This is a genomic window from Micromonospora sp. NPDC002296 (assembly GCF_040296145.1).
GTDB lineage: Bacteria > Actinomycetota > Actinomycetes > Mycobacteriales > Micromonosporaceae > Micromonospora.
Genome location: NZ_JBEOWQ010000053.1, coordinates 1 through 21,314, shown reverse-complemented (window position 1 = coordinate 21,314; position 21,314 = coordinate 1). Strand labels below are relative to the sequence as shown.

Here is a 21,314-nt window from a genome sequence, read left to right as displayed (position 1 = left end):
AGCCGTCCGACGTGCCGACCACCGCCCGACCCGACCTGCTCCTGCCCGCCGACCCGGGCCTGCGCGCGCTGTCGCGGCAGCTCTACGCGCTGGCGGCCGAGCAGCCGATCATCTCCCCGCACGGGCACGTCGACCCGGCGCTGCTGGCCGAGGACCGGCCGTTCCCGGACCCGTCCCGGATGATCATCGTGCCCGACCACTACCTGACCCGGATGCTGCTCAGCCAGGGCGTCCCCCCGGCGGAACTGGGCGTCCCGACGGTGGACGGCAGCCCCGTGGAGACCGACGGGCGGACGATCTGGCGGCGCTTCGTCGACGGCTGGCACCTGTTCCGGGGCACCCCGTCGCGGCTGTGGCTGGAGCAGACCCTCACCGGGGTCTTCGGGGTGGACACCCCGCTCTCCCCGGCCACCGCCGACGCCGTGTACGACGAGGTCGCGGCCCGGCTCGCCGAGCCGGAGTTCCGGCCCCGGGCGCTGTTCGACCGGTTCCGCATCGAGGTGCTCGCCACCACCGAGTCGCCCCTGGACGACCTGGCCCAGCACGCCAAGCTCGCCGCCGACGGCTGGGGCGGCCCCGGCGGCAAGGTGGTCACCACGTTCCGGCCGGACAACGTCGTCGACATGGAGTTCGACAACTGGGCCGCCAACGTCGAGCGGCTCGGCGAGGTCTCCGGCGAGGACACCGACACGTACCCCGGGTTCCTGGCCGCCCTGCGACGGCGCCGGGAGGCGTTCATCGCGGCCGGCGCCACCTGCTCCGACCACGGCCACCCGACCGCCCGCACCCTGAATCTGAGCGAGTCGGAGGCGACGGCGCTGTACGACCGGGGCCGGCGCGGGACGGCCGACGCCGCCGACGCCGAGGCGTTCCGGGCGCACATGCTGCTGGAGTTCGCCCGGATGTCGCTCGACGACGGGCTGGTGATGCAACTGCACCCCGGCTCGGTGCGCAACCACAACCGCCTGCTGCACGCCCGGCACGGCCGCGACGTCGGCGGGGACATCCCCCAGGCCACCGAGTACCTGCACGCGCTCACCCCGCTGCTGGACGCGTACGGCAACGACCCCCGGCTGCGGGTGGTGGTCTACACCCTCGACGAGTACACCTTCACCCGGGAACTGGCCCCCCTCGCGGGCGGCTACCCGGCCCTGTACCTCGGCGCGCCCTGGTGGTTCCTCGACTCCCCCGAGGTGCTGCGCCGGTTCCGGGAGGCGGTCACCGAGACCGCCGGGTTCTACAACACGGCCGGGTTCGTCGACGACACCCGGGCGTTCTGCTCCATCCCGGTACGTCACGACGTGGCCCGCCGGGTCGACGCCGGCTTCCTCGCCCGGCTGGTCGCCGAGCACCGGCTGACCGAGGCCGAGGCCGCCGAGACCATCGTCGACCTCGCGTACCGCCTGCCCAAGAAGGTCTTCAAGATCGGCGAAAGGTTGGTCCCGTGAGCGTCACCATCACTTCCGTGGACGTGCACGACGTGCGCTTCCCGACCGCGGCGGCCGGCGACGGCTCGGACGCGATCAACCGGGGCGACTACTCGGCGACGTACGTCGAGCTGGGCACCGACGCCGGGCCGGTGGGCGCCGGGTTCACCTTCACCAACGGCCGGGGCAACGAGATCACCTGCGCGGCCGTACGCGCCCTGGCCCACCACGTGCGGGACAGGACGGTCGAGGAGATCGTCGCCGAGCCGGTGGCGTTCTGGCGCTCCCTGAGCGCCGACCCGCAGCTGCGCTGGCTGGGCCCGGAGAAGGGCGTCATCCACATGGCCACCGGCGCACTGGTCAACGCCGTGTGGGACCTGCGGGCCAAGCTCGCCGGCAAGCCGATGTGGCGGTTCCTGGCCGAGCTGCCCACCGAGGACCTGGTGGCCAGCATCGACTTCCACCACATCACCGACGCGCTCACCCCCGGCGAGGCGGCCACCATCCTGGACGGGGGCCGCGACGGGATGGCCGACCGGCTCGCCCTGCTGGCGCGCGACGGGTTCCCGTCGTACACCACCTCCGTGGGCTGGCTGGGCTACCCCGACGACAAGGTCCGGACGCTGACCCGCGAGGCGTACGCCCGGGGCTGGCGGGCGATGAAGATGAAGGTCGGCGGCCCGCCCGCCGACGACCTGCGCCGCGCCCGGATCATCCGCGCGGAGATCGGCCCCGACGCGCTGCTGATGATGGACGCCAACCAGGTGTGGGACGTCGACGAGGCGATCACCAACATGACGGCGCTGGCCGAGGTGGACCCGTACTGGATCGAGGAGCCGACGCACGCCGACGACATCCTCGGCCACGCCCGGATCGCCCGCGCGGTGACCGAGCTGACCGGCGGGCGGTGCCGGGTGGCCACCGGCGAGGTGGCCGCCAACCGGGTGATCTTCAAGCAGCTGCTCCAGGCCGAGGCGATCGGCGTCATGCAGATCGACGCCTGCCGGGTCGGCGGGGTCAACGAGGTGCTTGCCGAGATCGTCATGGCGGCGAAGTTCGGGGTGCCGATCTGCCCGCACGCCGGCGGCGTCGGCCTGTGCGAGTACGTGCAGCACCTGGCGATCTTCGACTTCCTGCGGGTCGGCGCCGACCTCGACGGCCGGATGGTCGAGTACGTGGACCACCTGCACGAGCACTTCGTCGACCCGGTGCGCACCCGGGGCGGCCGGTACCTGCTGCCCACCGCACCCGGCTACAGCTCGACGATGCGCCCCGAGTCGATCGCGGAGTTCCGCTTCCCGGACGGCCCGGTATGGCGGTGACCGTGGGGGCGTCCCGGCTCGGGCTGGCCGCGCTGCGCCGGCTGCCCGAGGCGAGCCGCCCGCTGCTGCGCCCCGGCACCGTGCCCGCCGGGATCGTGCACCTCGGCCTGGGCGCGTTCCACCGCGCCCACCAGGCCGTCTACACGGAGGCCGCGATCGGCGCGGCGGGCGGCGACTGGGGCATCGTCGGGGTCGCCCCGCGCAGCACCGAACTGGTCGAGACGCTCGCCGCGCAGGACAACCTGTTCAGCGTTACCACCAGGGCCGCCACCGGCGGCAGCACCCGGGTGATCGGGTCGCTGGCCGGGGTCCGGCACGCCGCGAGCGACCCGGCCGGGATCGTGGCGCTGCTCGCCGACCCGGCGATCCGGGTGGTCACGCTGACCGTGACGGAGAAGGCGTACCAGCTCGACCCGGTCACCGGCCGGCTGCGCCCGGACCCGGCGCTCGCCGCCGACCTGGCCGGCGACGGGCCGCCCGGCACGGTGCCCGGCCTGCTGGTACGTGGGCTGGCCGCCCGGGCGGCGGCCGACGCGGGGCCGATCGCGCTGGTCAGCTGCGACAACCTGCCGTCGAACGGGGTCCGGCTGCGCGGCCTGGTCGAGCAGGCGCTGGCCCGCTCCGGCGTGTCGGAGCGGGCGCTCGGCTGGGTGGCCGCGAACGTCACCTTCCCCGGGACCATGGTGGACCGGATCGTGCCGGCCAGCACGGCGGACACCCTCGCCGTGGCCCGGCAGGCGCTGGGCTTCGCCGACCTGGCGGCGGTGGACGCCGAGCCGTACACCCAGTGGGTGATCGAGGACGCCTTCCCCGGCGGCCGGCCGGCGTGGGACCGGGCCGGAGCGGTGCTCACCGACGATGCCGGGCCGTGGGAGCGGCTGAAACTGCGCGGCCTCAACGGCCTGCACTCGACCACCGCCTACCTGGGCGCCCTCGCCGGTCGGGAGACCGTCGCCGACGCGCTGGGAATCCCCGGCCTGACCGGGATGCTGCGCCGCCTCGTCGCCGAGGAGGTGGCGGTCAGCTTCGCCCCGCCGGCCGGGGTGTCGGTGGTCGAGTACGGCGACGAGGTGCTGGGCCGCTTCGCCAACCCGGCGATCCGGCACCGCACCCTCCAGGTGGCGATGGACGGCTCGCAGAAGCTGCCCCAGCGGATCCTGCACACCATCGCCGACCTGCGTGCGGCCGGCCGGCCGGCGCGCTGGTCCGCGCTGGTGGTGGCCGCGTGGGCGCGGTTCGTCTGCGGGCACGCCGACGACGGCGGAGCGCTCCCGCTGGTCGACCCGCTCGCCGACCAGATCCGGGGCGCCCTGGCCACCGCCGGGGGCACCCCGGCCGGGGTCGTCGACGCCCTGTTCGGGCTGCGTGAGGTCTTCCCCGCCCAGGTGGCCGACGACGACGAGGTGCGCGCCGACGTCACCGACTGGCTGGCCGCCCTGCACCGGCACGGGGTGACCGCGACCCTGGCCGGTGCGACGTGAGCGACGCCCGCCCGGGGTCCGCCCCGGGTGGCGCGGGCCGGTCCGGCGGGAGCGCCCCCCGCCCGGGGGCCGCCCAGGATGGCGCGGGCCGGTCCGGGGCCGGGGGCCCGCCCCGGGTGGCGGTCATCGGGGCGAACGGGCACGGCCGGTGGCACCGCCGGGCGATCGCCCCGCTGCACGCCGCCGGCCGGGTCCGGCTGGTCGCCCTGGTCGACGTACGCCCCATCGAGGAGGAGCCGCACGCGCCGGTGCCGGCCGGCGCGGGGGTCTTCACCGACCACGCCGCGATGCTCGCCGAGGCGAAGCCGGACATGGTGGTGGTCTGCACCCCGCCGCACACCCACCTGCCGATCGCGCTGGACGTGCTGGCCGCCGGGGCGGACTTGCTGCTGGAGAAACCGCCGGTGCTGTCCACGGCCGAGCACCGGACGCTGGCCGCCGCGCTGGCCGACACCGGCCGGTCCTGCCAGGTCGGCTTCCAGGCCCTCGGCTCGGCCGCGCTGGCCGAGCTGACGGCGGCGGTGGCCGACGGGCGGCTCGGCACGGTCACCGGCATCGCCACGGTCGCGGCCTGGCGACGCTCGGACGGCTACTACGCCCGGGCCCCCTGGGCCGGCCGGCGGACGCTGAACGGCCGGCCGGTGCTCGACGGGGCGCTGGCCAACCCGTTCGCGCACGCGGTGATGCAGTGCCTGGCGGTGGCCGAGGCGGTCGCCGGCGCGCCGGTGCGGCCGGCGGTGATCGAGCTGGAGCGCTACCGGGTCCGCCCGATCGAGGTGGACGACACGGCGGCCCTGCGGGTCGTCCCGCGCTCCGGTCCACCGATCGTCGCCGCGGTGACCCTGGCCGGCGAGGACTTCGTCGCCGGTGAGGTGATCGTGACCGGCACCGCCGGCCGGGCGGTGCTGGAGTACCCGACGGACCGGCTGGCGCTGCCCGGCGACGACGCGCCCCGGGAGGTGCCGGGGCGGCGTGGCCTGCTGGAGAACCTGCTGGACCGCCGCGCCGACGGGACGCCGCTGATCGCCCCGCTGGCCCGCACCGCGCCGTTCACCGCCGTGCTGGAGGCGGTCCGGGCCGCGCCCGAGCCGACCCTGCTCGGCGGCGACCTGGTGACCGCAGCCGGGGACGGGCCGGACCGGGTGCTGAGCGTCCGCGGCGTGAACGGGGCGCTGCGGCGGGCGGCCGAGTCCGGCGCGCTGCTGTCGGAGCTGGCCGTGCCGTGGGCGGTGCCGCCGGTGCGCACCGAGCTCGCGGAGGAGAAGCACTCGTCACGAAACTCACCGCACCGACCAACCACTTCGGAGAGGCCCTGATGCGTCCACGCGTTCTCGGGGCGGCCCTGGTCGCCCTGTCCCTGCTCGTCGTACCGGGCGCTGCGGCGTCGGCCGCCCCCGACGCCGCCGGCCCGGTGCCCGACCCCGTCGAGCGGCTCGCCCGCCAGGCGCTGCCGGCCGGCGACGGCTGGGCGGCCGACGGCGTCGGCACCACCGGCGGCTCGACGGCCGCCGCCGACCAGGTCCACCTGGTCCGCAGCCGGGCCGAGCTGGTCCACGCGCTGGGCGGTGACAACGCCACCAACCGGACCAACGCCACCCCCAAGGTGATCGTCGTCGACGGCGTCGTGGACGGGTTCGAGGCCGACGACGGCGGCCCGCTCGACTGCGCCGACCTGGCCGACCCGGGGTACTCGCTGGCGGCCTACCTGGCCGCGTACGACCCGGCGGTGTGGGGCATGACGCCACCGACCGGGGCGCTGGAGGCCGCCCGGGTGCGCTCGGTGGCGAACCAGACGCGGCAGACCCAGATCAACGTCGGCCCGAACACCACCGTCGTCGGGCTGCGCGGGGCGACGCTGACCGGGCTGACCCTGATGATCGACAGCGCCAGCAACGTCATCGTGCGGAACCTGACCTTCGACGACGCCCGGGACTGCTTCCCGGCGTGGTCGCCGACGGACGGCGCCACCGGCAACTGGAACTCCCAGTACGACCAGATCTCGGTGCGGCGCAGCGAGCACGTCTGGGTCGACCACAACAGCTTCACCGACGGCGACAACCCGGACAGCGGCCAGCCGGTGCACTTCGGCCGGCCGTACCAGGTGCACGACGGGTCGCTGGACATCACCCACACCGCCAGCCTGGTCACCGCCTCGTACAACCGGTTCGTCGGACGGGACAAGCTGATGCTGATCGGCTCGTCGAACACGGTCGGGCCGGACGTCGGCCGGCTCAAGGTGACCCTGCACCACAACCTGTTCGACAGGGTGCTCCAGCGCCTGCCCCGGGTCCGGTTCGGCCAGGTCGACGTCTACAACAACTGGTACCGGCTGGCCGGCGAGGACTTCCAGTACGCCGTCGGCGTCGGGGTGCAGTCCGCGCCGTACGTGGAGAACAACTGGTTCACCCTCGGCGCGGGCCTCGCCGCCGAGGACCTGCTGTACGACTGGGGCGGCACCGCCGTCACCACCCGCGGCAACTGGGTCCGCGCCGACGGCGACGGGGCCCGCCCGGTCGACCTGGTGGCCGCGTACAACGCGACCCACGACCCCGACCTGGGCACCGACGCCGGCTGGACGCCGGCCCTGCGCGACGGCCGGGTGCTGCCCGCGCCGCTGGTCCCGCTCGTGGTCGGCGCGCTGGCCGGGGCGAACCGGCTGCCGCTGTAGAGAACCGGGCGCAGCCGGCCCCCACGGCCTCATCCGGCGGCCCGACGGGCCGCCCGGCGGTGCCACCGTAGACGGGCCACCACCAGCACCACCAGCAGGGCCAGCAGCGCCTCCCCGCCCAGTCCGAGGCGACGCTCCAGCAGCCGGTACGAGGCTCCCGCCAGGTAGCCGAGCACCGCCACGGTCACCGCCCAGGCCACCCCGCCGCAGAGGTTGGCCAGGGTGAACGTGCCCCGTGGCACCCCGCTGAGCCCGGCGATCCCCGGCACGAGGGCGCGCAGCGCCGCCACCCAGCGGCCGAGCACCACCGCCACCGCGCCCCGGCGGCGGACCAGGTCCAGCGCCCGCCGAAGCTCCCCCGAGCGAGCCAGCCGGCGGGGCACACGGGACAGCAGCCGGCGGCCGTACCGGCGGCCGATGAGGTAGCCGGTCTGGTCGCCCAGCGTCGCCCCGGCCACCGCCGCGGCGGCCACCGCCCACAGCGGCAGCCGACCCGAGTGCGCGAGCACTCCGCCGACCAGCACGGCGACCTCCCCCGGCACGAGCAACCCGAGGAAGGTGGACGCCTCCAGCGCGGGAAGCAGGAAGACCAGGACAAGCACCAGCGCGGGCGGCGACGCCACCAGCACCGCAGACACCCGGTCCACCGGACCATTCTCCCCGCACGGCGGCGGCCCGTGACACCGATCGCCGTTTCCGGCCGCTACCGGCGCGCGCCGCCGTTACCGCCCGCTGCCCGCGAGCACCGCCCGGATCGGGGTGGACACCGCCGGTCGGCGTGCGGGCCGGCCAGGGAGCATCAGCGGTCGGCGCGGCTCCGGGCGGTCGTGCGACGCAAGGCCGACGACGGGGACCCGCGGACGGTGAAGATCAGCTATAAGTGGTCCATGGACTTCCCGCCGTACCTGGCCACCATGCCGATGCACGCGATCACCGAGATCCACGGGGAGCCCGGCCTGCTGGAGCGGTTCCGGCTGGAGATCCGCGCGTTCGACCCCGACGCGCGGGCCCGGCTCACCGCCGCCCTCGACCTGGCCGCCGAGCTGCACCGCGACGACCGGCGGGTGCGCGAGCCGTACCTGAACCATCTGCTGCGGGTGGCGATCCGGATGATGCACCACTACCAGGTGCGCGACGTGGACGTGATCGTCGCCGGCCTGCTGCACGACGCGGTGGAGGACCACCCGGCTGAGCTGGCGGGCCTGGCGGAGGACCACCGGGTCGAGCCGACGGGCCGGTCGGGGGATCACCCAACGGGGCCGGCGGGGGACGGGCCCTCGGCGGGGCCGGAGGTGGCGGCCGGCGACCGCACCGCGGCGGCGCTGGCGGTGCTCGCCGCGCGGTTCGGCCCTCGGGTCGCGCGCCTGGTCGCCGCCGTCACCAACCCGGCGTACGACCCGGGGCGCGACCGGCACGCGCAGTACCGGGAGCACGTGGCGGCCAGCCTGGACCGGGAGCCGTGGGCCCGGGTCATCAAGGTCTCCGACTTCACCGACAACGGGGTCGGCGTGATCCACGCCGTCGGCCCGAAGGTGTTCTCCCTGGCGGCGAAGTACCGGCCGCTGGTGCCGGTCCTCCGCGAGCTGGTCGCCCGGTCGGACACCCCGCTCACCCCGGCAGTGAAGGCGCACATCTTCAGCCAGCTCGACCTGGCCGAGGAGCGCTTCAGCGGGATCCTCGACCATCCGGTGAGCACCTGAGGCCGAGACCGCCGTCGAGGTGAGTTTGGGCGGCTCTGAATACTCCAGCCGCGCCTGATGAAGTCGAAGTCTTCGCTGGTAGTGGGCTTGTTTAGCGCGGTGCTGGTGTCGGCGTTACCATCGTGACCATCAATGTATGAGGTCGGTAGTCCGGGTGGCGGTGATCAGGTGTGCCAGGAGACGGCGGACCTCACCGAGGGCTCCTGGTAGTGGTGCCCCGCACGGGGGCCGGGGCCTCGGTTCCGCCGAACCTCAGCTGTTCCACATTTCGCCCGAATGCCGGGGAGGCCGCCGCTACGCCGCCCCATACCGCCCCGCCCGTGCGCCGGGCAACCGGGCGGCGACCTGACAATCGCCCCCACCCGGTCGGGGGACCTGCCCTTCGGCCCCTATGGAGCTGCCCCGTCCACGCTCCCACTCCACCGACCGCACAGACGGGGCAGCTCCATAGGGGCCAACGCGGGGCAGACCGACCCGGCAGGGCCGACGATGCCGGCAGCGCGCGCATCCCCGGGCGCCTGCCAAGCCGGGGACCCTCAAGACTTTGCCGGGGCCCTGGGCGCGGGCCCCGGTCCAGCAATCTGATAAGGGCGTCCGCCAGCAGGTCATCGGATGCGTGGGTTTCGAGGGCGGGTGTTCCAGCGGTAGAGGGTCCAGGCGCGTCGGATCAGGCAGCGGACCATGAGGGATCCGGCCAATGGCTTCGGGTCAGGTCCGCTTGCGGCTCGCGATCTCCTCGGAGAGCCGCTGCACGTGGGCGGGGTCCGCGTCCCGGGCAAGGGCGACGTAGTGGTCCATGACGGCCGGCCGGTAGCGCACAGGCAGCGTCTGTCCTGGGGCGAGTCGGGTGAGCTCGGTGATCGTGAGGTCTTCGTCTGCGATACCGCGGAACGAGATGCCGCCGACGGTCTCCACGTCGAACATCAGGACCACGCGCGGGTTGCTGTTGACCTCCCGCCAGTCGACGAGAATGCCGAGCGCAAGCGCCCCCATACGCAGTTCCGCATTGCGCTTCCGTGCATCACTGCTCAGGAGCGGGTTCGGGGCGACGCCCGGGAAGTCGGGCCCGACGCCGAGCGATTCCCGACTCAGGTCGGGCCTGAGCTGTGCCATCAGATCGTCGAGGTTCTTCTGCGAACCGACCATCCTGACCCACATCCTGCCGAACACCCTGACCCCATCCCTCGCACCGGTGCCGGAATCTCGGCCTGGCGCTTCGCCCTCCGCGCGACTGTACGAGTCGTCCGCCAGTAGGTGCTGGCAGCAGAGCATGCACGGTTCACCCGATCATGGAGTTCTCTACGCTTCATGATCACCGAGGGATCCGTGCCTGCCGTCCCATCATGCATCTCGACCCGATCCGCGACCAGTTCCTCGCGCTCCTGCCCGTGCGCGAGGACCGGCACCCGCTGGGCTGCCACAACCCTCGGATCAGCGACGCCGTCGTCTTCGACCGGCTGGTGCAGGTCCTGGTCTTCGGCTGCGGATACGAACGCGCCGCCGACGAGCACTGCTGGGCCACCACCCTGCGCCGACGCCGCGACGAGTGGATCGCCGACGGCGTGATGGAGAGCCTGCGGCTGCTCGCGCTCGCCGCCTACGACCGCATGATCGGCCTCGAACTCGACCGCCTGAGCGCCGACGGCTGCATCACCAAGGCGCCCTCCGGCGGTGAATGCGCCGGCAAGAGCCCGGTCGACCGCGCCAAACTCGGGCTGAAACGCTCGCAGTTGACCGACGGCACCGGCATACCCCTGGTCACCGAGCCGGCACCGGCCAACACCCGCGACCACACCCTGCTGCCCGCCACCCTCGACCGCTTCACCGCCCTCGAACAGGCCCTCGGACCGCTGCCGGAGCATCCACGTCTCGCCCTGGACGCCGGCTACGACTACCAGATCGTCCACGACGACCTGGCCGGCCGGAGGATCGACGCCCGCATCGCCCCGCGCGGCGCGAAGACCCCGATCCAGACCGGCGGCCGGTGGATCGTCGAGCGCACGAACTCCTGGATGAACAACTTCGGCAAGCTCCGGCGCTGCACCGAACGCCGGAGAACGGCCGTCGAGTTCTTCCTCGCCCTCGCCGCCACCGTCATCACGGTCCGCTGCCTGATCCGACGCGCCTGGACCCTCTACCGCTGGAACACCCGCCCTCGAAACCCACGCATCCGATGACCTACTGGCGGACGCCCTAAGAGGGTGGCCCGCCGATCATGACTTGGCCGCTGTCGAACCAGAGCCTTCGCTTGGTTTGAGCGGTGAACGCTGGGGCTCGGGCCATACGCCGAACCTGTTTCGATTCAGCCCGACGCGTTCATCAGTGCGGTGATGTAGGCAGCTAGGCGCTCCTCCACGGCCCCCGTCGTCAGGTCTGTTCTGCCTGCCTCGCGCCAGGGCTGCGAAACCGACTGCACCTCTTCTGAGCACGCCAGCGCGTCCCGCACTTGCCAGTACAGCCGCTCGCTCGCATGCGCGGCCAGCACCCCGCCGACCTGCTCATACGCCTGCGCGAACTGCGGGCCCCAGGCCGGGCCGTGCAACAGCGCGAGATTGGTGGAGCAGTGCGCCACATCGAGATCCGCCGGGCCCCAAGAGGTCCCTGCCCAGTCGACGACGCCGGTGATCTGGGCACCTGCCGGCCCGAGGGACGGCAGGTCAAACAGCACGTTGCCAGGTTGAAAGTCCCGGTGCAGGAATCGCCCTTCGTAGGGCGGCGTGGGCTTACGGATGACGTCGATCGCGGCCGCCCAAGCCTCCGCGTCGGCGCCCTTCGGAGTCACGACGGTGTCGGCGGTCGTCATCGTCGCGTACTTTTGGGGCCGCTTGGTGGGTCGCACCCCGTGGATCGCTACGAGTTGACGGGCAAGCAGGAGAACGCGGGTTTCCACGCCCTCATCGTGGAGGATCATCCGGCCTGCCAGATTCGTCATCAGCAGCGATGGATACTCGCAATGCGTGGCGGTCGGATCGACCCCGACCAGTCCGGGAGCTGGCACGCTGGTCTGCGTGAGCAGGGATAAGGCGTCGGCTTCCCGGTTCAGCCAGTCCTCGGCGTGTCCTACATAGAACGGGTCGACGAAGCTTCGCAGCACCAGGAGGCGGGTGCTGCCGTCCGGCCTGCCGATGGTCAGCCTCCGCATTTGGGCAGTGATGCCGCCGTGCAGCGTCTCGGTCCGGACGATTCGTTCGCCGACCTCCAGGTGCTGGCTCACCCAAGCCAGTGTCAACGGTAGAACAGACGCCGCGTCATCGTGGTTGGTCACCGTGACACCTCATCATCCGGAGGGCGGCATCCGCGCGGCCTTAACCTCGTTGGCCGAGCCCTCCGGCCTGGCATGTCGAACCACCAGTGTGACAAACGGTCCACCCCGACCTGATAAGAACGATCGACGTCCGCGCCAGCAAATCGTCCAAACCCGCCCACCACCCGACGATTTCATCGATCAACACAAGCGCGACAGCCTGCCCGGCCTACGATGGACCACAACAGAAAGACAGTGCGATCACCTGACCCGTCGCTACCGGCACCCCCGGATCCGCTGAGACGGATTTTGGTGGGGTGGCAGTGGTGCGACCGGGCGGACCGCAGTGAAGTCGGTGTACTCGTACCGGGTTGCGGAGAGCAGCAGCAGCCACTCGTCGCAGCCCTGCCACGGGTAGAGGTCGGCGTCAGTCCTGCTCGTCGAGGAGCGGGCGGAGTTGTTCCAACAACCGGGCCCGGCTGACATTGCGCGGCAGGTCCACCTTCAGGTCGATTCCGGGGCCCGTGACCGTCAGGGTCACCGAGGGGCGAGGGTCCCGCAGCCGCCAGTTGCGAATCGCGGCCACCAGGTCGCCCAGCTGGGGCTGCAACGCGGCGAGTGCGGCGAGGTTCGCCAGCAGGCCCGTCCCTTCGACGGCGATGGTGATCGCCGACAGGTCACGAACGCCCTCGTACGCCAGGTCCAGTTCCTCGAAGACCTCGGCCGGCAACAGCAGCTTGACGGTGGTCATTCCTCGCCTCTCACCAGGCCCGCGATCCGCTCGCGGGCGGCTTGATCCAGTGGTTGCAGCGACGTCGCCGCGACGGCACCGCTGAAGAATCCCTGCACGTGGTGGATTCCCAGGTCGTAGATCTGCTTGAGGGTCACCGGCGCCGCGTCGTCGAACCCCTCCACGATGACGGCCCGGGGCGTGGGGGCCTGCCCGAGGTCGCTGGCGTGCCGGGACACCCGTGCCACCAACGCGAGTTCCTCCAGCGCCATCGGGTGGTGCAGCACCGCCCGGTCGACCTTGATCTGGGTCAGCGGCAGCTCCGCCATCCGGGCCAGCGAGGCGTACCCGACGCCGAAGTCGTCGACGGCGAAGCTGATCCGAAGCTCCCGGGCCAGCTCGGTGAGGCGCCGGTGGAAGTAGAGCAGCGGCTCCTGCGGCCACCGCTCCCCCGGGCCGGGCTGGATCGCGTCCTGCTCGGAGATCTCCAGCGTGAGCGTTCGCGGATGCATGGCGGCATCGGCGAGCGCCCGGCTCACCTGGCTGAGGTACGAGTCGCTGAGCAGCGAGCGGACCGCGACGTTCACCGACAGCGGCTTGGTGCCGTGCCACGGGGCGTCCGCGTCCGCGGTGGCGTACGAGTGGATCGACTTGGCGAGCAGAAGCGAGTCGCGCTCGATGATGAAGCGGTCACCCCAGACGTACGCCATCTGCAGCGCGGCGAGTGGCGCGCGAGGCTCCTTGTCGCTGCGGCGGGCGAGGGCCTCGAAGCTGTGGATGCTCACTCCGGCCGGGCGCAGGTCCAGCTCCACTACGGGCTGGAACACCATGATCATGGAGTCGACCAGCTTCTGGTAGAGGCTGAAGGCGTACTCGTACAGGTTCAGTGGCAGCCGACCGAAGGCGGTGCGCAGGGCGGTCACCACCTGCATCTCGGCCTGCAGCGGGTCGCCGAGGAGATTCGAGTCCCACAGGGCCCGGAGCATGACGGCGAGCGGCTCGCCCATGTCGAGCAGCGCGACGGCGGGGTCGACGACGGTCAACGTGAGGATGCGATCGTCCTCGTAGGAGAGCGGCACGCAGAGCAGCCGCAGGCCGGCGTCGTTCGAGACGATGTGCCCGGGCATCGACGTGCGGTACCGGATCGCGTCGGCGGAGCTCAGTTCCAGCAGCGGTCGCAGCTCCTCCTTGTCGAAGCGGGCGGTGGAGTCGACCACCCGGATGGCCGGGCCGGAGAACTCCACCACGGCCACGGAGGCCGCAGCCAACGCGTGCCGGACGATCTCCACCCGCTCGGCGTGCCCGCGCTGCTGGGACGCCCGCATCGGGTGGGCCTCGGAACGGAAGACCCGACCGAGCAGCTGCACGATCGAGCTGGACTGGTCCTCAAGCGGGCTCTTGCAGGGCCGGGTGGTGCTGGGGTTGGCGGGCGAACTCTGCAACCGACGCTCGTGCCGCGAGGTGGGCGGCTGGACGAGCACGGTGGTCGGGCCCCACATGTGCACGAGTTGGACCGGTGGGGGTTCGAGCCCCTGCTCGGCCACGAACGCGGCCATCTGACCGAACGACACCCGGCCCCGGTCGTCGGCGGCGCCACCGCGAAGAGCGCTGAGCAGGTGGTAGGTCAGCACCCCGTGCCCGTGCTCCTCGTCCTCCCGCGCCGCCGCACCGTTACGGCAGGCCAGCAGCGCGCTGTGCCGGTCGACCCGGGTGCGGTAGGTCTGCATCGCCTCGGCGTGGCGCAGGTCGGCGTCCAGATAGATCCCGGCGTGGCAGCAGTCGAGGACGAGGAAGGAGGTGCCCGCGAAGGTCTCGAAGACGTCCCGCTTGAGGAAGGCCATCCGCAGGCCGTTGTCCGGCTCCCGGCGAAGGGCGTCCGGGTTGAGGTCCGCCGTGACGAGGTACGCGTCGAGCTGGGTGCTCCACTCGGGCACCAGCGCGTGGCCGGCGAAGTACACGAGCAGCACGTCGGAGGGGCCGGAGTCCAACGCCATCTCGCGAAGCCCGGCCTTGATCTCACGCCAGGTCGCCTCCGCGCCGACGTACATCTTGATGTCGGCGTCGTCGAAGGTGCCGATCTCCTCGTCGAGCAGCACCCCCCGGACGGCCTCGACATCGCGTTCCGCATATCGCAGGGCGGGCAGCCGAACGTCGCTCCCGCCCTGGTTGACCCCGATCAGAACCGCCCGCCGCCGGCTCGGCGCCATGCAGAACCCCCACTGGATGATCCGGCCGCGCTGACGAGACGGAATCGGAGCAGCGCTCAGGGCGAGGTTATCGGTTTCGACGAGCGTCCTTGATCCGATCGCCGAGTCAGATACCCGTCAATGGTTGAATCGGCCGGCGAGCAGCCCGCCTGCCGCCCGAGCGGACGGCCGACCGGGTGACTCAACGGGCCATGAGCAGGCCCGGGGGCGGGGTGTGCGTCCACGCCCAGGTCTCCAGAGCCGCCCGGTCCACCAGCGCGATGTCGAGCTGCTGGGCCAGCCGCACGCCGTCGCCCGCCGTGAAGAAGCTGTTCGTCACGATCACGCAGAGTTGACCCCCGTGCACCTCGCGGCAGGTCCCCGCGAAGCGCTGGATGGCGGCGCTGCCCACCCGGTTGTGCGCGCCCTGCCGCTTGCACTGCACGACCATCCGCCGCCCGTCCGGCGCGACGGCCACGACGTCGGCGCCCCGGTCCCCCGCCCCACCCGTGACCGTGACCTGCCCGAACCCCGATGCCTCCAACAGCCGGGCGAACCACCGCTCGAACTCCGGCCCGGACATCGCATCCGTCACCGCGATCAGCCGGTCCCGCCGGGCCTGCGCAGCCCGCTGTAGTTCCTGTTCAGCCCGTTGTCGGGTCCGCTGCCTCGCTCGTGCGAAGAGCCACGCGGCGGCGGCGAGGCCGACGACCGCCACCAGGAGGACCGACCAGTACGGGTGCTGCCGCACGAAGTCGACCGCCACGACCACGAGCACCAGCACGGACACGCCCCCGAGGAGCAGCGCCGCGTTCCCGGCACCGCCGCCGGACCGGCCACGGCGGGCCGCCCCGCCGCCGCGAGCGCGCCGCCGCTTGCGGTAGTGGGCCCGGACCCGGGCACCGTCGCGGCGGATGTGGGACCTCACGTACGGCATGCGGCACCTCCGAGAGCGGGGAGACCAGCTTGCCGATCGACTGGGACAAATTTCGCGCCCCGACGCCGGTTCTGTCGGCTACCCGTCACGCCGGCACCGACCCCGCCCGGCTACGGCTCCCGCATCCAGGTCTTCGGATCGGTGACGAAGATGCCCTTGCCCTGGTGCCGTCGGATGACGCGCAACGCCTCAAGGCGCACGTAGACCATCTTGACGGTAGACGGGCTGACCTGGTGGGTCGCCGCAATTTGCGCGATCGAGGGCAGCCTGTCACCCGGCCTGAGCTTCTCGGCCCGGACGTCGGCGACGATCTCGTCGGCGATGCGGATGTAGTCGGCGGTGATCGGCATGACCTTCCCCCTGCGTGGCACGCCAATTTGATCACGCAAGGACACCCTGCAACAACTCAGAGTTTGACTAAGACGACTGGGACAGCTAAGTTTGCTCCTGCCTCTCCCCTTGCGTGGCAACAAGGAACAGAGGCATTCCCCCGGTCGGGGCGGGCGCCCCCTGCCCGCCCCGACCCACCGGATTGCTCTGCTGCCGTACCGCCGAACCGGGCTGCGGCGGCGGAGCGGGCGGGCCGTCCGTGGCCGGTGCGGACGGCCCGCCCTTCCAGACCCACCGCACGAACCCTGCACGTTTCCGTCTGCCGCGGAAAGGATCGTCGTGGCCCAGGTGTATCGAGGTGGCCAGCTCTACGGGACGGGCCGCCCGGCCCGGTTGACCCCGCACGAGGTGCGTATCCGGGCGTTCGACCCGCGTCGGCGCGGCGTCGACGCCGATCAGGTACGCGAGTTCCAGACCCGGCTGGCCGACGAGCTGACCGAGCTGTACGAGGAGGTGCGGCTGCTCGTACAGGAGAACGACCGGCTCAAGCGGGCGCTGCGCGACTGGCAGATCATGCACGCCCAGGAATGCCGCCCGCCGGAGCAGCGGCCACCCAACCGGGGCCACTGGTAGCGATGCGCCCCTCCCCCGGCGACCTGCTGACGATCGACGGCCGGGCCTCGGTGCAGTTCGCCGGGGACCGGGCCCTCACCTTCCGCGTCGTGTCAGTTTCCGACCAGCCGACGTACCACGGCTGGATCTGGCTGACCGGCTACGTACTCGACGACCGGGGCCTGGCCACCGCCAAGCGCGAGGTCTACGTCCAACGCGCCGGCCTCCGGCCCGCCCCGCCGCCGACACCGCATCCCCGCCGGACGGCACCACGCGCCGTACGGGCGGGTTGACCTCCCCCTGGGGTTGGTCAGGCGGCGAGGGCGGCGTAGCGGCCGGCGTGGTCGAGCAGGCTGTCGTGCGTGCCGGACTCGACGATCCGGCCGTGGTCGAGGACGGCGATCTGGTCGGCGTCGCGCACGGTGGAGAGCCGGTGGGCGATCGTGATCGTGGTACGTCCCCGGGACAGCTCGTCGAACGCCCGTTGCACGGCGCGCTCGGTCTCGGTGTCCAGCGCGCTGGTGGCCTCGTCGAGGACCAGCACCCGGGGATCGCGCAGCAGGGTGCGGGCGATGGCGAGGCGCTGCTTCTCCCCGCCGGAGAACCGGTGCCCCCGCGAGCCGACCATGGTGTCGTACCCGTCGGGCAGGGCGACGATGAGGTCGTGGATCTGGGCGGCGCGGGCCGCGTCGGTGATCTCGGCGTCGGTGGCGTCCGGCCGGGCGTACCGCAGGTTCTCCCGCACGGTGGTGTGCAGCAGGTACGTCTCCTGGCTGACCACGCCCACGACGGCGGCCAGGTCGGTCAGCCTCAGGTCGCGCAGGTCGATGCCGTCGATGGTGATCCGCCCGGCGGTGGGGTCGTGCAGCCGGCTGACCAGGGCGGCGAGGGTGCTCTTGCCGGACCCGGTGTGCCCGACCACGGCCAGGCCGGTGCCGGCCGGCACGTCGAGGGTGACCCCGGCGAGAGCGGCGGTGTCACTGCCCGGGTACGTGAAGGTGACGCCCTCGACGCGGACGTGGCCGCGCACCCGGCGCGGGTCGATCTCGACCGGGCGCTCGGGGTCGTCGACCTCGACGGGGAGGTCGAGGTACTCGAAGATCCGGGCGAACAGCGCCATCGAGGCGGTGAGCGAGACGCCCACGTCGAGCAGGCCCATGAGCGGCCGGAACAGCCCGCCCTGGAGGGCGGTGAAGGCGACCAGGGTGCCGATGCTCAGCGTGCCGGCGGTCCCGGGTAGGCCCGCGCCGAGGTAGATGAGCGCGGGGATCGCCGCGAAGATGACGCTCATCGAGGCCATCCGCCAGCGGCCGGCCAGGTCGGAGCGCAGCTCCAGGTCGACCAGGCGGGCCGACGAGGCGGCGAACCGGTCGATGAGCGCGTCGCCCGCGCCGAGGGTCTTGCTGAGCTGCACGCCGCTGATCGACAGCCCCTCCTCGATGGTGACGTTGAGGTCGGCCAGTTCGCGCTGCCGCTGCGCGGTGATCTCGCGACGCATGCGGGCGACCCGGCGGGTCAGCCAGATCGACGGGGGCAGCACGACCAGGGAGATCAGCGACAGCCGCCAGGACAGCGCCGCCATGGCGACGACGGTGGCGACGACCGTGGTGAGGTTCGACGCGATCGAGGTGGCGGTGGAGGTGACCACCGTCTGCATGCCGCCGATGTCGTTGGTGATCCGGGACTGCACCTCGCCGGTGCGGGTGCGGGTGAAGAACGCGATCGACTGGCGGTGCAGGTGGGCGAAGACGTCGGTGCGCAGCCGGTGCATGACCTGCTGGCCGACGCGGGTGGAGAGCCAGGTCTGGACCACGCCGAGGGCCGCGGTCACGACCGCGACGGCGACCATGCCGAGGACCAGCCGGACCAGCAGCGTCAGGTCGCGCTCCGGCAGGGCCCGGTCGATCACCGTACGCAGCAGGAACGGCGACGCCATGGCGACGACCGAGGAGATCACGATGATCGCGGTGACGGTGCCGAGCTGCCAGCGGTGCGGGGCGAAGAGCCGGCCGATGCGGCGCAGCGACACCTGTCGGGCCTGGGCCTTCTCGGCGGGGCTGACGGTGCGGGAGCCGCCCCGGCCCTCCCGGGGGGTGGGGGGTGTGTCCAAGGTTGTGCCTTCCGATGGGGGACGATGATGCTGAGGTTACCTCATCATGAGGTGACAACAGGAATTGCTGCTACGGTATTCCGGTGACCGCCGACGACCGCGCGCCCGGACCGGCGCACCCCTGCGGGGCTGGCGACGAGGGTGCCGAGGCGCACGAGGAGGGCCTGGCAGAGAGCTTCTGGGCCGTCGCCCGACGGTTGCGGCACCTGTCCCGGCAGACCCTCGAACCGTGGGCGATCAACCCCGGGCACTCCCGGGCCCTGGGCGTACTGACCCGGCACGGCGCGATGCGGCTCAGCGCGCTCGCCGAGCACCTGCGCATCGCGCCGCGCTCCACCACCGAGGTGGTCGACGGCCTGGAGGAACGTGGCCTGGTCGCCCGCCGCCCCGACCCGGTCGACCGGCGCGCAACCCTGGTCACGCTGACCGACGAGGGCACCCGGGTCGGCGCGGCGATCCGGGCGGCCCGGCACTCCGAGGCGGAACGCCTCTTCGGCGGGCTCAGCCCGACCGACCGGGCCCACCTGGCCCGCATCCTGCGCGCCCTGCGCGACTGACCTGCCGCCCGATCCAGCCGAACAGGATCGTCAGGCCGGGCCCCGATCGGCGCAACGGTTGACCTTCGGGCGCCCCCTGACCGGTCCGGTGGGCGGCTCAGCGACCGCTGCGGCGGCTGGCCAGGATGGCCAATATCTCGGCGCGGACCCGGTCCGGCTCACGTACCAGCCTGCGGTGGGCGAAGCGGACGACGAGGATGCCGCGGGTGGCCAGCAGCGCGTCGCGGCGCAGGTCGATCTCCCGTTGCCCCGGGTCGCCGTGGGTGGTGGCCCCGTCCAGCTCGAAGTCGACCCGTTCCCGCTCGGCGTATACGTCGAGGTACATGGCGCGCCCCTCGATCCGTACCCGGAACTGCCGCCGCAGGCGGGGCATCGCCGGGCCGGTGAAGACATGGTCGTGCCCCCACACCTCCAGCGGGCTGCGGCAGCCGGCGGCCAGCCGGTCCAGCAGCACGCGCAGCTCCGCGCGACGGGTGAGCCGGGGCGTCCCGGCGAGCGCCGACCGGACCCGGGCCGGGGTGGTCAGGCCGTCGTTGACCGCGCGGATCAGCGGGGCGGGACGGTCGACGGCCGGCAGCAGCGGCCAGGCGTCGACCAGCGCCCGTTCCAGTCGGACGACGGGCACACCCCGGCGATTCAGCGCGTGCGGCGGTGCGGGACGGAACCCGCGCCGGTGGTGCAGCACGAGGTACGGCCGGGAACGCAGCCCCGACCCGGCCGGCACGTCGAGGTGCACCGGCTCCCCGTCGGGTTGCCCGCGTACGCCCCAGGCGTGCAGGGCCGTGGGCCCGCCGAGCGCCGCCCGCCCGTACCCGTACGCCAGCGCGGCGCGGTGCCGCAGCTCGGGCGGGAGCCGGGCCAGCGACGGGACGAGGGACGAAGCGGAGGGCGGGACGGTTGGTGGGGCGAGCGGAGGGGCGTTGGGTGGGAGACCGGGCGGGGCGTTGGGTGGGGGTGCCAGCCGGGCGTCGACGTACACGCCGGGCAGCACCCGAAGCAGGATCCCTGCACCACAGGCCCGGCGCAACGTCCACTCCGGGACTACCTGGACGGCGGCGGCCCAGGTCAGCAGGCCACCGTGCCGACGCAACAACTCACTGAGCTCACCGTTCACGTGGCTGACCGTGGCCCGCCTGCCCCGCTTCCGCCACCCCGCAACACCGATCTGTGGACAACCCGCCCCGCTGTGGATGACGGCCCACAGGCCCCGGCGGAATGCTATGGAGATCGTCTGTCCTGTACCGGCGTCCCACCCGGCGTGTCGCGCCGGTGACCAGCAGACGATCAAGGGGGCCGCGAGGAAGCCGGCCGGGGGGGCGGGGCGTAGGGGGCGTGGGGAGGGGCGTAGGGGAGCTGGTCGGGGGTATGCCGTGGGGTGGGTGTTGGTGGGCGGGTGGTGGTGGTTGGGGGTGGGTTCTCCGGGCTTGCCGCTGCGCTGGCGCTCGCCCGCGCGGGGTGGGACGTGCGGGTGGTGGAGGCCCGGGAGCGGGTGGGCGGGCGGACGCTCACCCAGTGGCTGCCCGACGGCACCCAGCTCGACCTGGGCGCGCAGTGGCTCGGCCCCACCCAGGACCGGATGTACGCCCTGGTCGCCGAGCACGGCCTGACCACGTTCCCGTCGGCGGCCCTCGGCGCGCCGGTGCTGCGCTGGGACGGGGAGCGCCGCCCGGAGCCGCCGGAGTCCACCGGGCGGGTGCTGGCCCGGCTCGACGCCCTCGCCGCGCGGCTGGATCCGGCGGCGCCCTGGCGGGCTGCCGAGGCGCCCGAGTGGGACCGGCTGCCGTTGTCCGGCTGGCTGGCCGACGCCGCAGGGGATCCGGCGGGCGCCCGGTACCTGGGCCGGCTGCTCGCCGGCGGCCTGCTCGCCACGGGCCCGGACGAGATCTCCCTGCTCCAGATGTTGTTCTACCTGCGCAGCGGCGGTGGCAGCGCCCTGCTGCTGGGAATGGCCGGCGGGGCGCAGCAGGACCGGGTGGTGGGCGGCCCGGCGGCGCTGGCCGAGCGGATGGC

19 protein-coding genes and 1 pseudogene are annotated in these 21,314 nt (G+C 72.9%); 11 read left to right on the top strand and 9 right to left on the bottom strand.

Annotated elements, in window-relative coordinates; all coding sequences use genetic code 11:
- Positions 1 to 11 precede the first annotated feature (11 nt).
- From uxaC to ABT023_RS25840, 5 genes are all read left to right on the top strand, one after another.
- Entirely contained in the window at positions 12 to 1,448 is a 1,437-nt protein-coding gene (gene uxaC / locus ABT023_RS25860; protein WP_350888984.1) for a glucuronate isomerase, read from the top strand.
- Positions 1,445 to 2,749 carry an enolase C-terminal domain-like protein gene (locus ABT023_RS25855; RefSeq protein WP_350888983.1) on the top strand — a complete coding sequence of 435 codons (1,305 nt, stop codon included), beginning with the start codon at positions 1,445 to 1,447 and terminating at the stop codon, positions 2,747 to 2,749. The genes uxaC and ABT023_RS25855 overlap by 4 nt, the downstream gene beginning before the upstream one ends.
- Positions 2,740 to 4,230, top strand: coding sequence for a mannitol dehydrogenase family protein (locus ABT023_RS25850; RefSeq protein WP_350888982.1), 1,491 nt, complete (start codon positions 2,740 to 2,742; stop codon positions 4,228 to 4,230). Before ABT023_RS25855 ends, ABT023_RS25850 begins: the two co-directional genes overlap by 10 nt.
- Positions 4,231 to 4,346: 116 nt before the next feature.
- On the top strand, positions 4,347 to 5,546 hold the full coding sequence (locus ABT023_RS25845; RefSeq protein WP_350888993.1) for a Gfo/Idh/MocA family protein: 1,200 nt from the start codon (positions 4,347 to 4,349) through the stop codon (positions 5,544 to 5,546).
- The gene (locus tag ABT023_RS25840) at positions 5,546 to 6,898 is read left to right on the top strand and encodes a pectate lyase family protein (protein WP_350888981.1); all 1,353 of its coding nucleotides are present in this window, start codon (positions 5,546 to 5,548) and stop codon (positions 6,896 to 6,898) included. Before ABT023_RS25845 ends, ABT023_RS25840 begins: the two co-directional genes overlap by 1 nt.
- A gap of 29 nt (positions 6,899 to 6,927) precedes the next feature.
- Here the strand turns inward: ABT023_RS25840 and ABT023_RS25835 are convergent, their stop codons facing one another.
- Positions 6,928 to 7,545 (bottom strand): DedA family protein, encoded by a 618-nt coding sequence (locus tag ABT023_RS25835; protein WP_350888980.1) that lies wholly within the window; start codon positions 7,543 to 7,545, stop codon positions 6,928 to 6,930.
- A 240-nt stretch (positions 7,546 to 7,785) separates the two neighbouring features.
- Between ABT023_RS25835 and ABT023_RS25830 the strand changes: the two genes are divergently transcribed.
- The gene (locus tag ABT023_RS25830) at positions 7,786 to 8,598 is read left to right on the top strand and encodes a phosphohydrolase (RefSeq protein WP_350888992.1); all 813 of its coding nucleotides are present in this window, start codon (positions 7,786 to 7,788) and stop codon (positions 8,596 to 8,598) included.
- Positions 8,599 to 9,306: 708 nt separating this feature from the next.
- Here the strand turns inward: ABT023_RS25830 and ABT023_RS25820 are convergent.
- Positions 9,307 to 9,768, bottom strand: coding sequence for a hypothetical protein (locus ABT023_RS25820; RefSeq protein WP_350888979.1), 462 nt, complete (start codon positions 9,766 to 9,768; stop codon positions 9,307 to 9,309).
- A 156-nt stretch (positions 9,769 to 9,924) separates the two neighbouring features.
- Between ABT023_RS25820 and ABT023_RS25815 the strand changes: the two are divergent.
- A pseudogene (locus ABT023_RS25815) lies at positions 9,925 to 10,775 on the top strand (IS5 family transposase).
- Between the two features lie 125 nt (positions 10,776 to 10,900).
- On the opposite strand, the gene ABT023_RS25810 reads toward ABT023_RS25815, so the two are convergent.
- The 5 genes from ABT023_RS25810 to ABT023_RS25790 all read right to left on the bottom strand — a co-directional run bounded on the left by ABT023_RS25810 (position 10,901) and on the right by ABT023_RS25790 (position 16,045).
- A complete protein-coding gene (locus tag ABT023_RS25810; protein ID WP_350888978.1) occupies positions 10,901 to 11,812 on the bottom strand; it encodes a phosphotransferase family protein in 912 nt (303 codons plus the stop codon).
- Positions 11,813 to 12,269: 457 nt separating this feature from the next.
- Complete coding sequence (locus ABT023_RS25805; RefSeq protein ID WP_350888977.1) at positions 12,270 to 12,593, bottom strand: hypothetical protein; 324 nt, start codon at positions 12,591 to 12,593, stop codon at positions 12,270 to 12,272.
- Complete coding sequence (locus ABT023_RS25800; RefSeq protein WP_350888976.1) at positions 12,590 to 14,779, bottom strand: EAL domain-containing protein; 2,190 nt, start codon at positions 14,777 to 14,779, stop codon at positions 12,590 to 12,592. Before ABT023_RS25800 ends, ABT023_RS25805 begins: the two co-directional genes overlap by 4 nt.
- A 181-nt stretch (positions 14,780 to 14,960) precedes the next feature.
- Entirely contained in the window at positions 14,961 to 15,695 is a 735-nt protein-coding gene (locus ABT023_RS25795) for a restriction endonuclease (RefSeq protein WP_350888975.1), read from the bottom strand.
- A gap of 110 nt (positions 15,696 to 15,805) precedes the next feature.
- Positions 15,806 to 16,045, bottom strand: coding sequence for a winged helix-turn-helix domain-containing protein (locus tag ABT023_RS25790; RefSeq protein WP_350888974.1), 240 nt, complete (start codon positions 16,043 to 16,045; stop codon positions 15,806 to 15,808).
- Between the two features lie 319 nt (positions 16,046 to 16,364).
- On the opposite strand from ABT023_RS25790, the gene ABT023_RS25785 reads away from it, so the two are divergent.
- Entirely contained in the window at positions 16,365 to 16,658 is a 294-nt protein-coding gene (locus ABT023_RS25785) for a DivIVA domain-containing protein (protein ID WP_350888973.1), read from the top strand.
- 2 nt (positions 16,659 to 16,660) lie between these two features.
- A complete protein-coding gene (locus tag ABT023_RS25780; protein WP_350888972.1) occupies positions 16,661 to 16,930 on the top strand; it encodes a hypothetical protein in 270 nt (89 codons plus the stop codon).
- Positions 16,931 to 16,947: 17 nt separating this feature from the next.
- On the opposite strand, the gene ABT023_RS25775 is transcribed toward ABT023_RS25780, so the two are convergent.
- Positions 16,948 to 18,747, bottom strand: coding sequence for an ABC transporter ATP-binding protein (locus ABT023_RS25775; RefSeq protein ID WP_350888971.1), 1,800 nt, complete (start codon positions 18,745 to 18,747; stop codon positions 16,948 to 16,950).
- Positions 18,748 to 18,911: 164 nt separating this feature from the next.
- Here ABT023_RS25775 and ABT023_RS25770 point away from each other — a divergent pair, with 164 nt between their 5' ends.
- Entirely contained in the window at positions 18,912 to 19,304 is a 393-nt protein-coding gene (locus tag ABT023_RS25770; RefSeq protein ID WP_350888991.1) for a MarR family winged helix-turn-helix transcriptional regulator, read from the top strand.
- Positions 19,305 to 19,401: 97 nt separating this feature from the next.
- Here the strand turns inward: ABT023_RS25770 and ABT023_RS25765 are convergent, their stop codons facing one another.
- Entirely contained in the window at positions 19,402 to 20,418 is a 1,017-nt protein-coding gene (locus tag ABT023_RS25765) for an endonuclease domain-containing protein (RefSeq protein ID WP_350888970.1), read from the bottom strand.
- 279 nt (positions 20,419 to 20,697) lie between these two features.
- Between ABT023_RS25765 and ABT023_RS25760 the strand changes: the two genes are divergently transcribed.
- Positions 20,698 to 21,314, top strand: a 617-nt coding sequence (locus tag ABT023_RS25760) for a flavin monoamine oxidase family protein (protein WP_350888969.1), incomplete at its 3' end; no start/stop codon positions are given.

What these genes read in the sequence shown, in the direction of transcription:
- ABT023_RS25780 (WP_350888972.1), top strand. Translation starts at nt 16,661, where the DNA reads ATGCGCCCCTCCCCCGGCGACCTGCTGACGATCGACGGCCGGGCCTCG.
- ABT023_RS25840 (WP_350888981.1), top strand. Translation starts at nt 5,546, where the DNA reads ATGCGTCCACGCGTTCTCGGGGCGGCCCTGGTCGCCCTGTCCCTGCTC.
- ABT023_RS25805 (WP_350888977.1), bottom strand. Translation starts at nt 12,593, where the DNA reads ATGACCACCGTCAAGCTGCTGTTGCCGGCCGAGGTCTTCGAGGAACTG.
- ABT023_RS25850 (WP_350888982.1), top strand. Translation starts at nt 2,740, where the DNA reads ATGGCGGTGACCGTGGGGGCGTCCCGGCTCGGGCTGGCCGCGCTGCGC.
- ABT023_RS25795 (WP_350888975.1), bottom strand. Translation starts at nt 15,695, where the DNA reads ATGCCGTACGTGAGGTCCCACATCCGCCGCGACGGTGCCCGGGTCCGG.
- ABT023_RS25790 (WP_350888974.1), bottom strand. Translation starts at nt 16,045, where the DNA reads ATGCCGATCACCGCCGACTACATCCGCATCGCCGACGAGATCGTCGCC.
- ABT023_RS25800 (WP_350888976.1), bottom strand. Translation starts at nt 14,779, where the DNA reads ATGGCGCCGAGCCGGCGGCGGGCGGTTCTGATCGGGGTCAACCAGGGC.
- ABT023_RS25830 (WP_350888992.1), top strand. Translation starts at nt 7,786, where the DNA reads ATGGACTTCCCGCCGTACCTGGCCACCATGCCGATGCACGCGATCACC.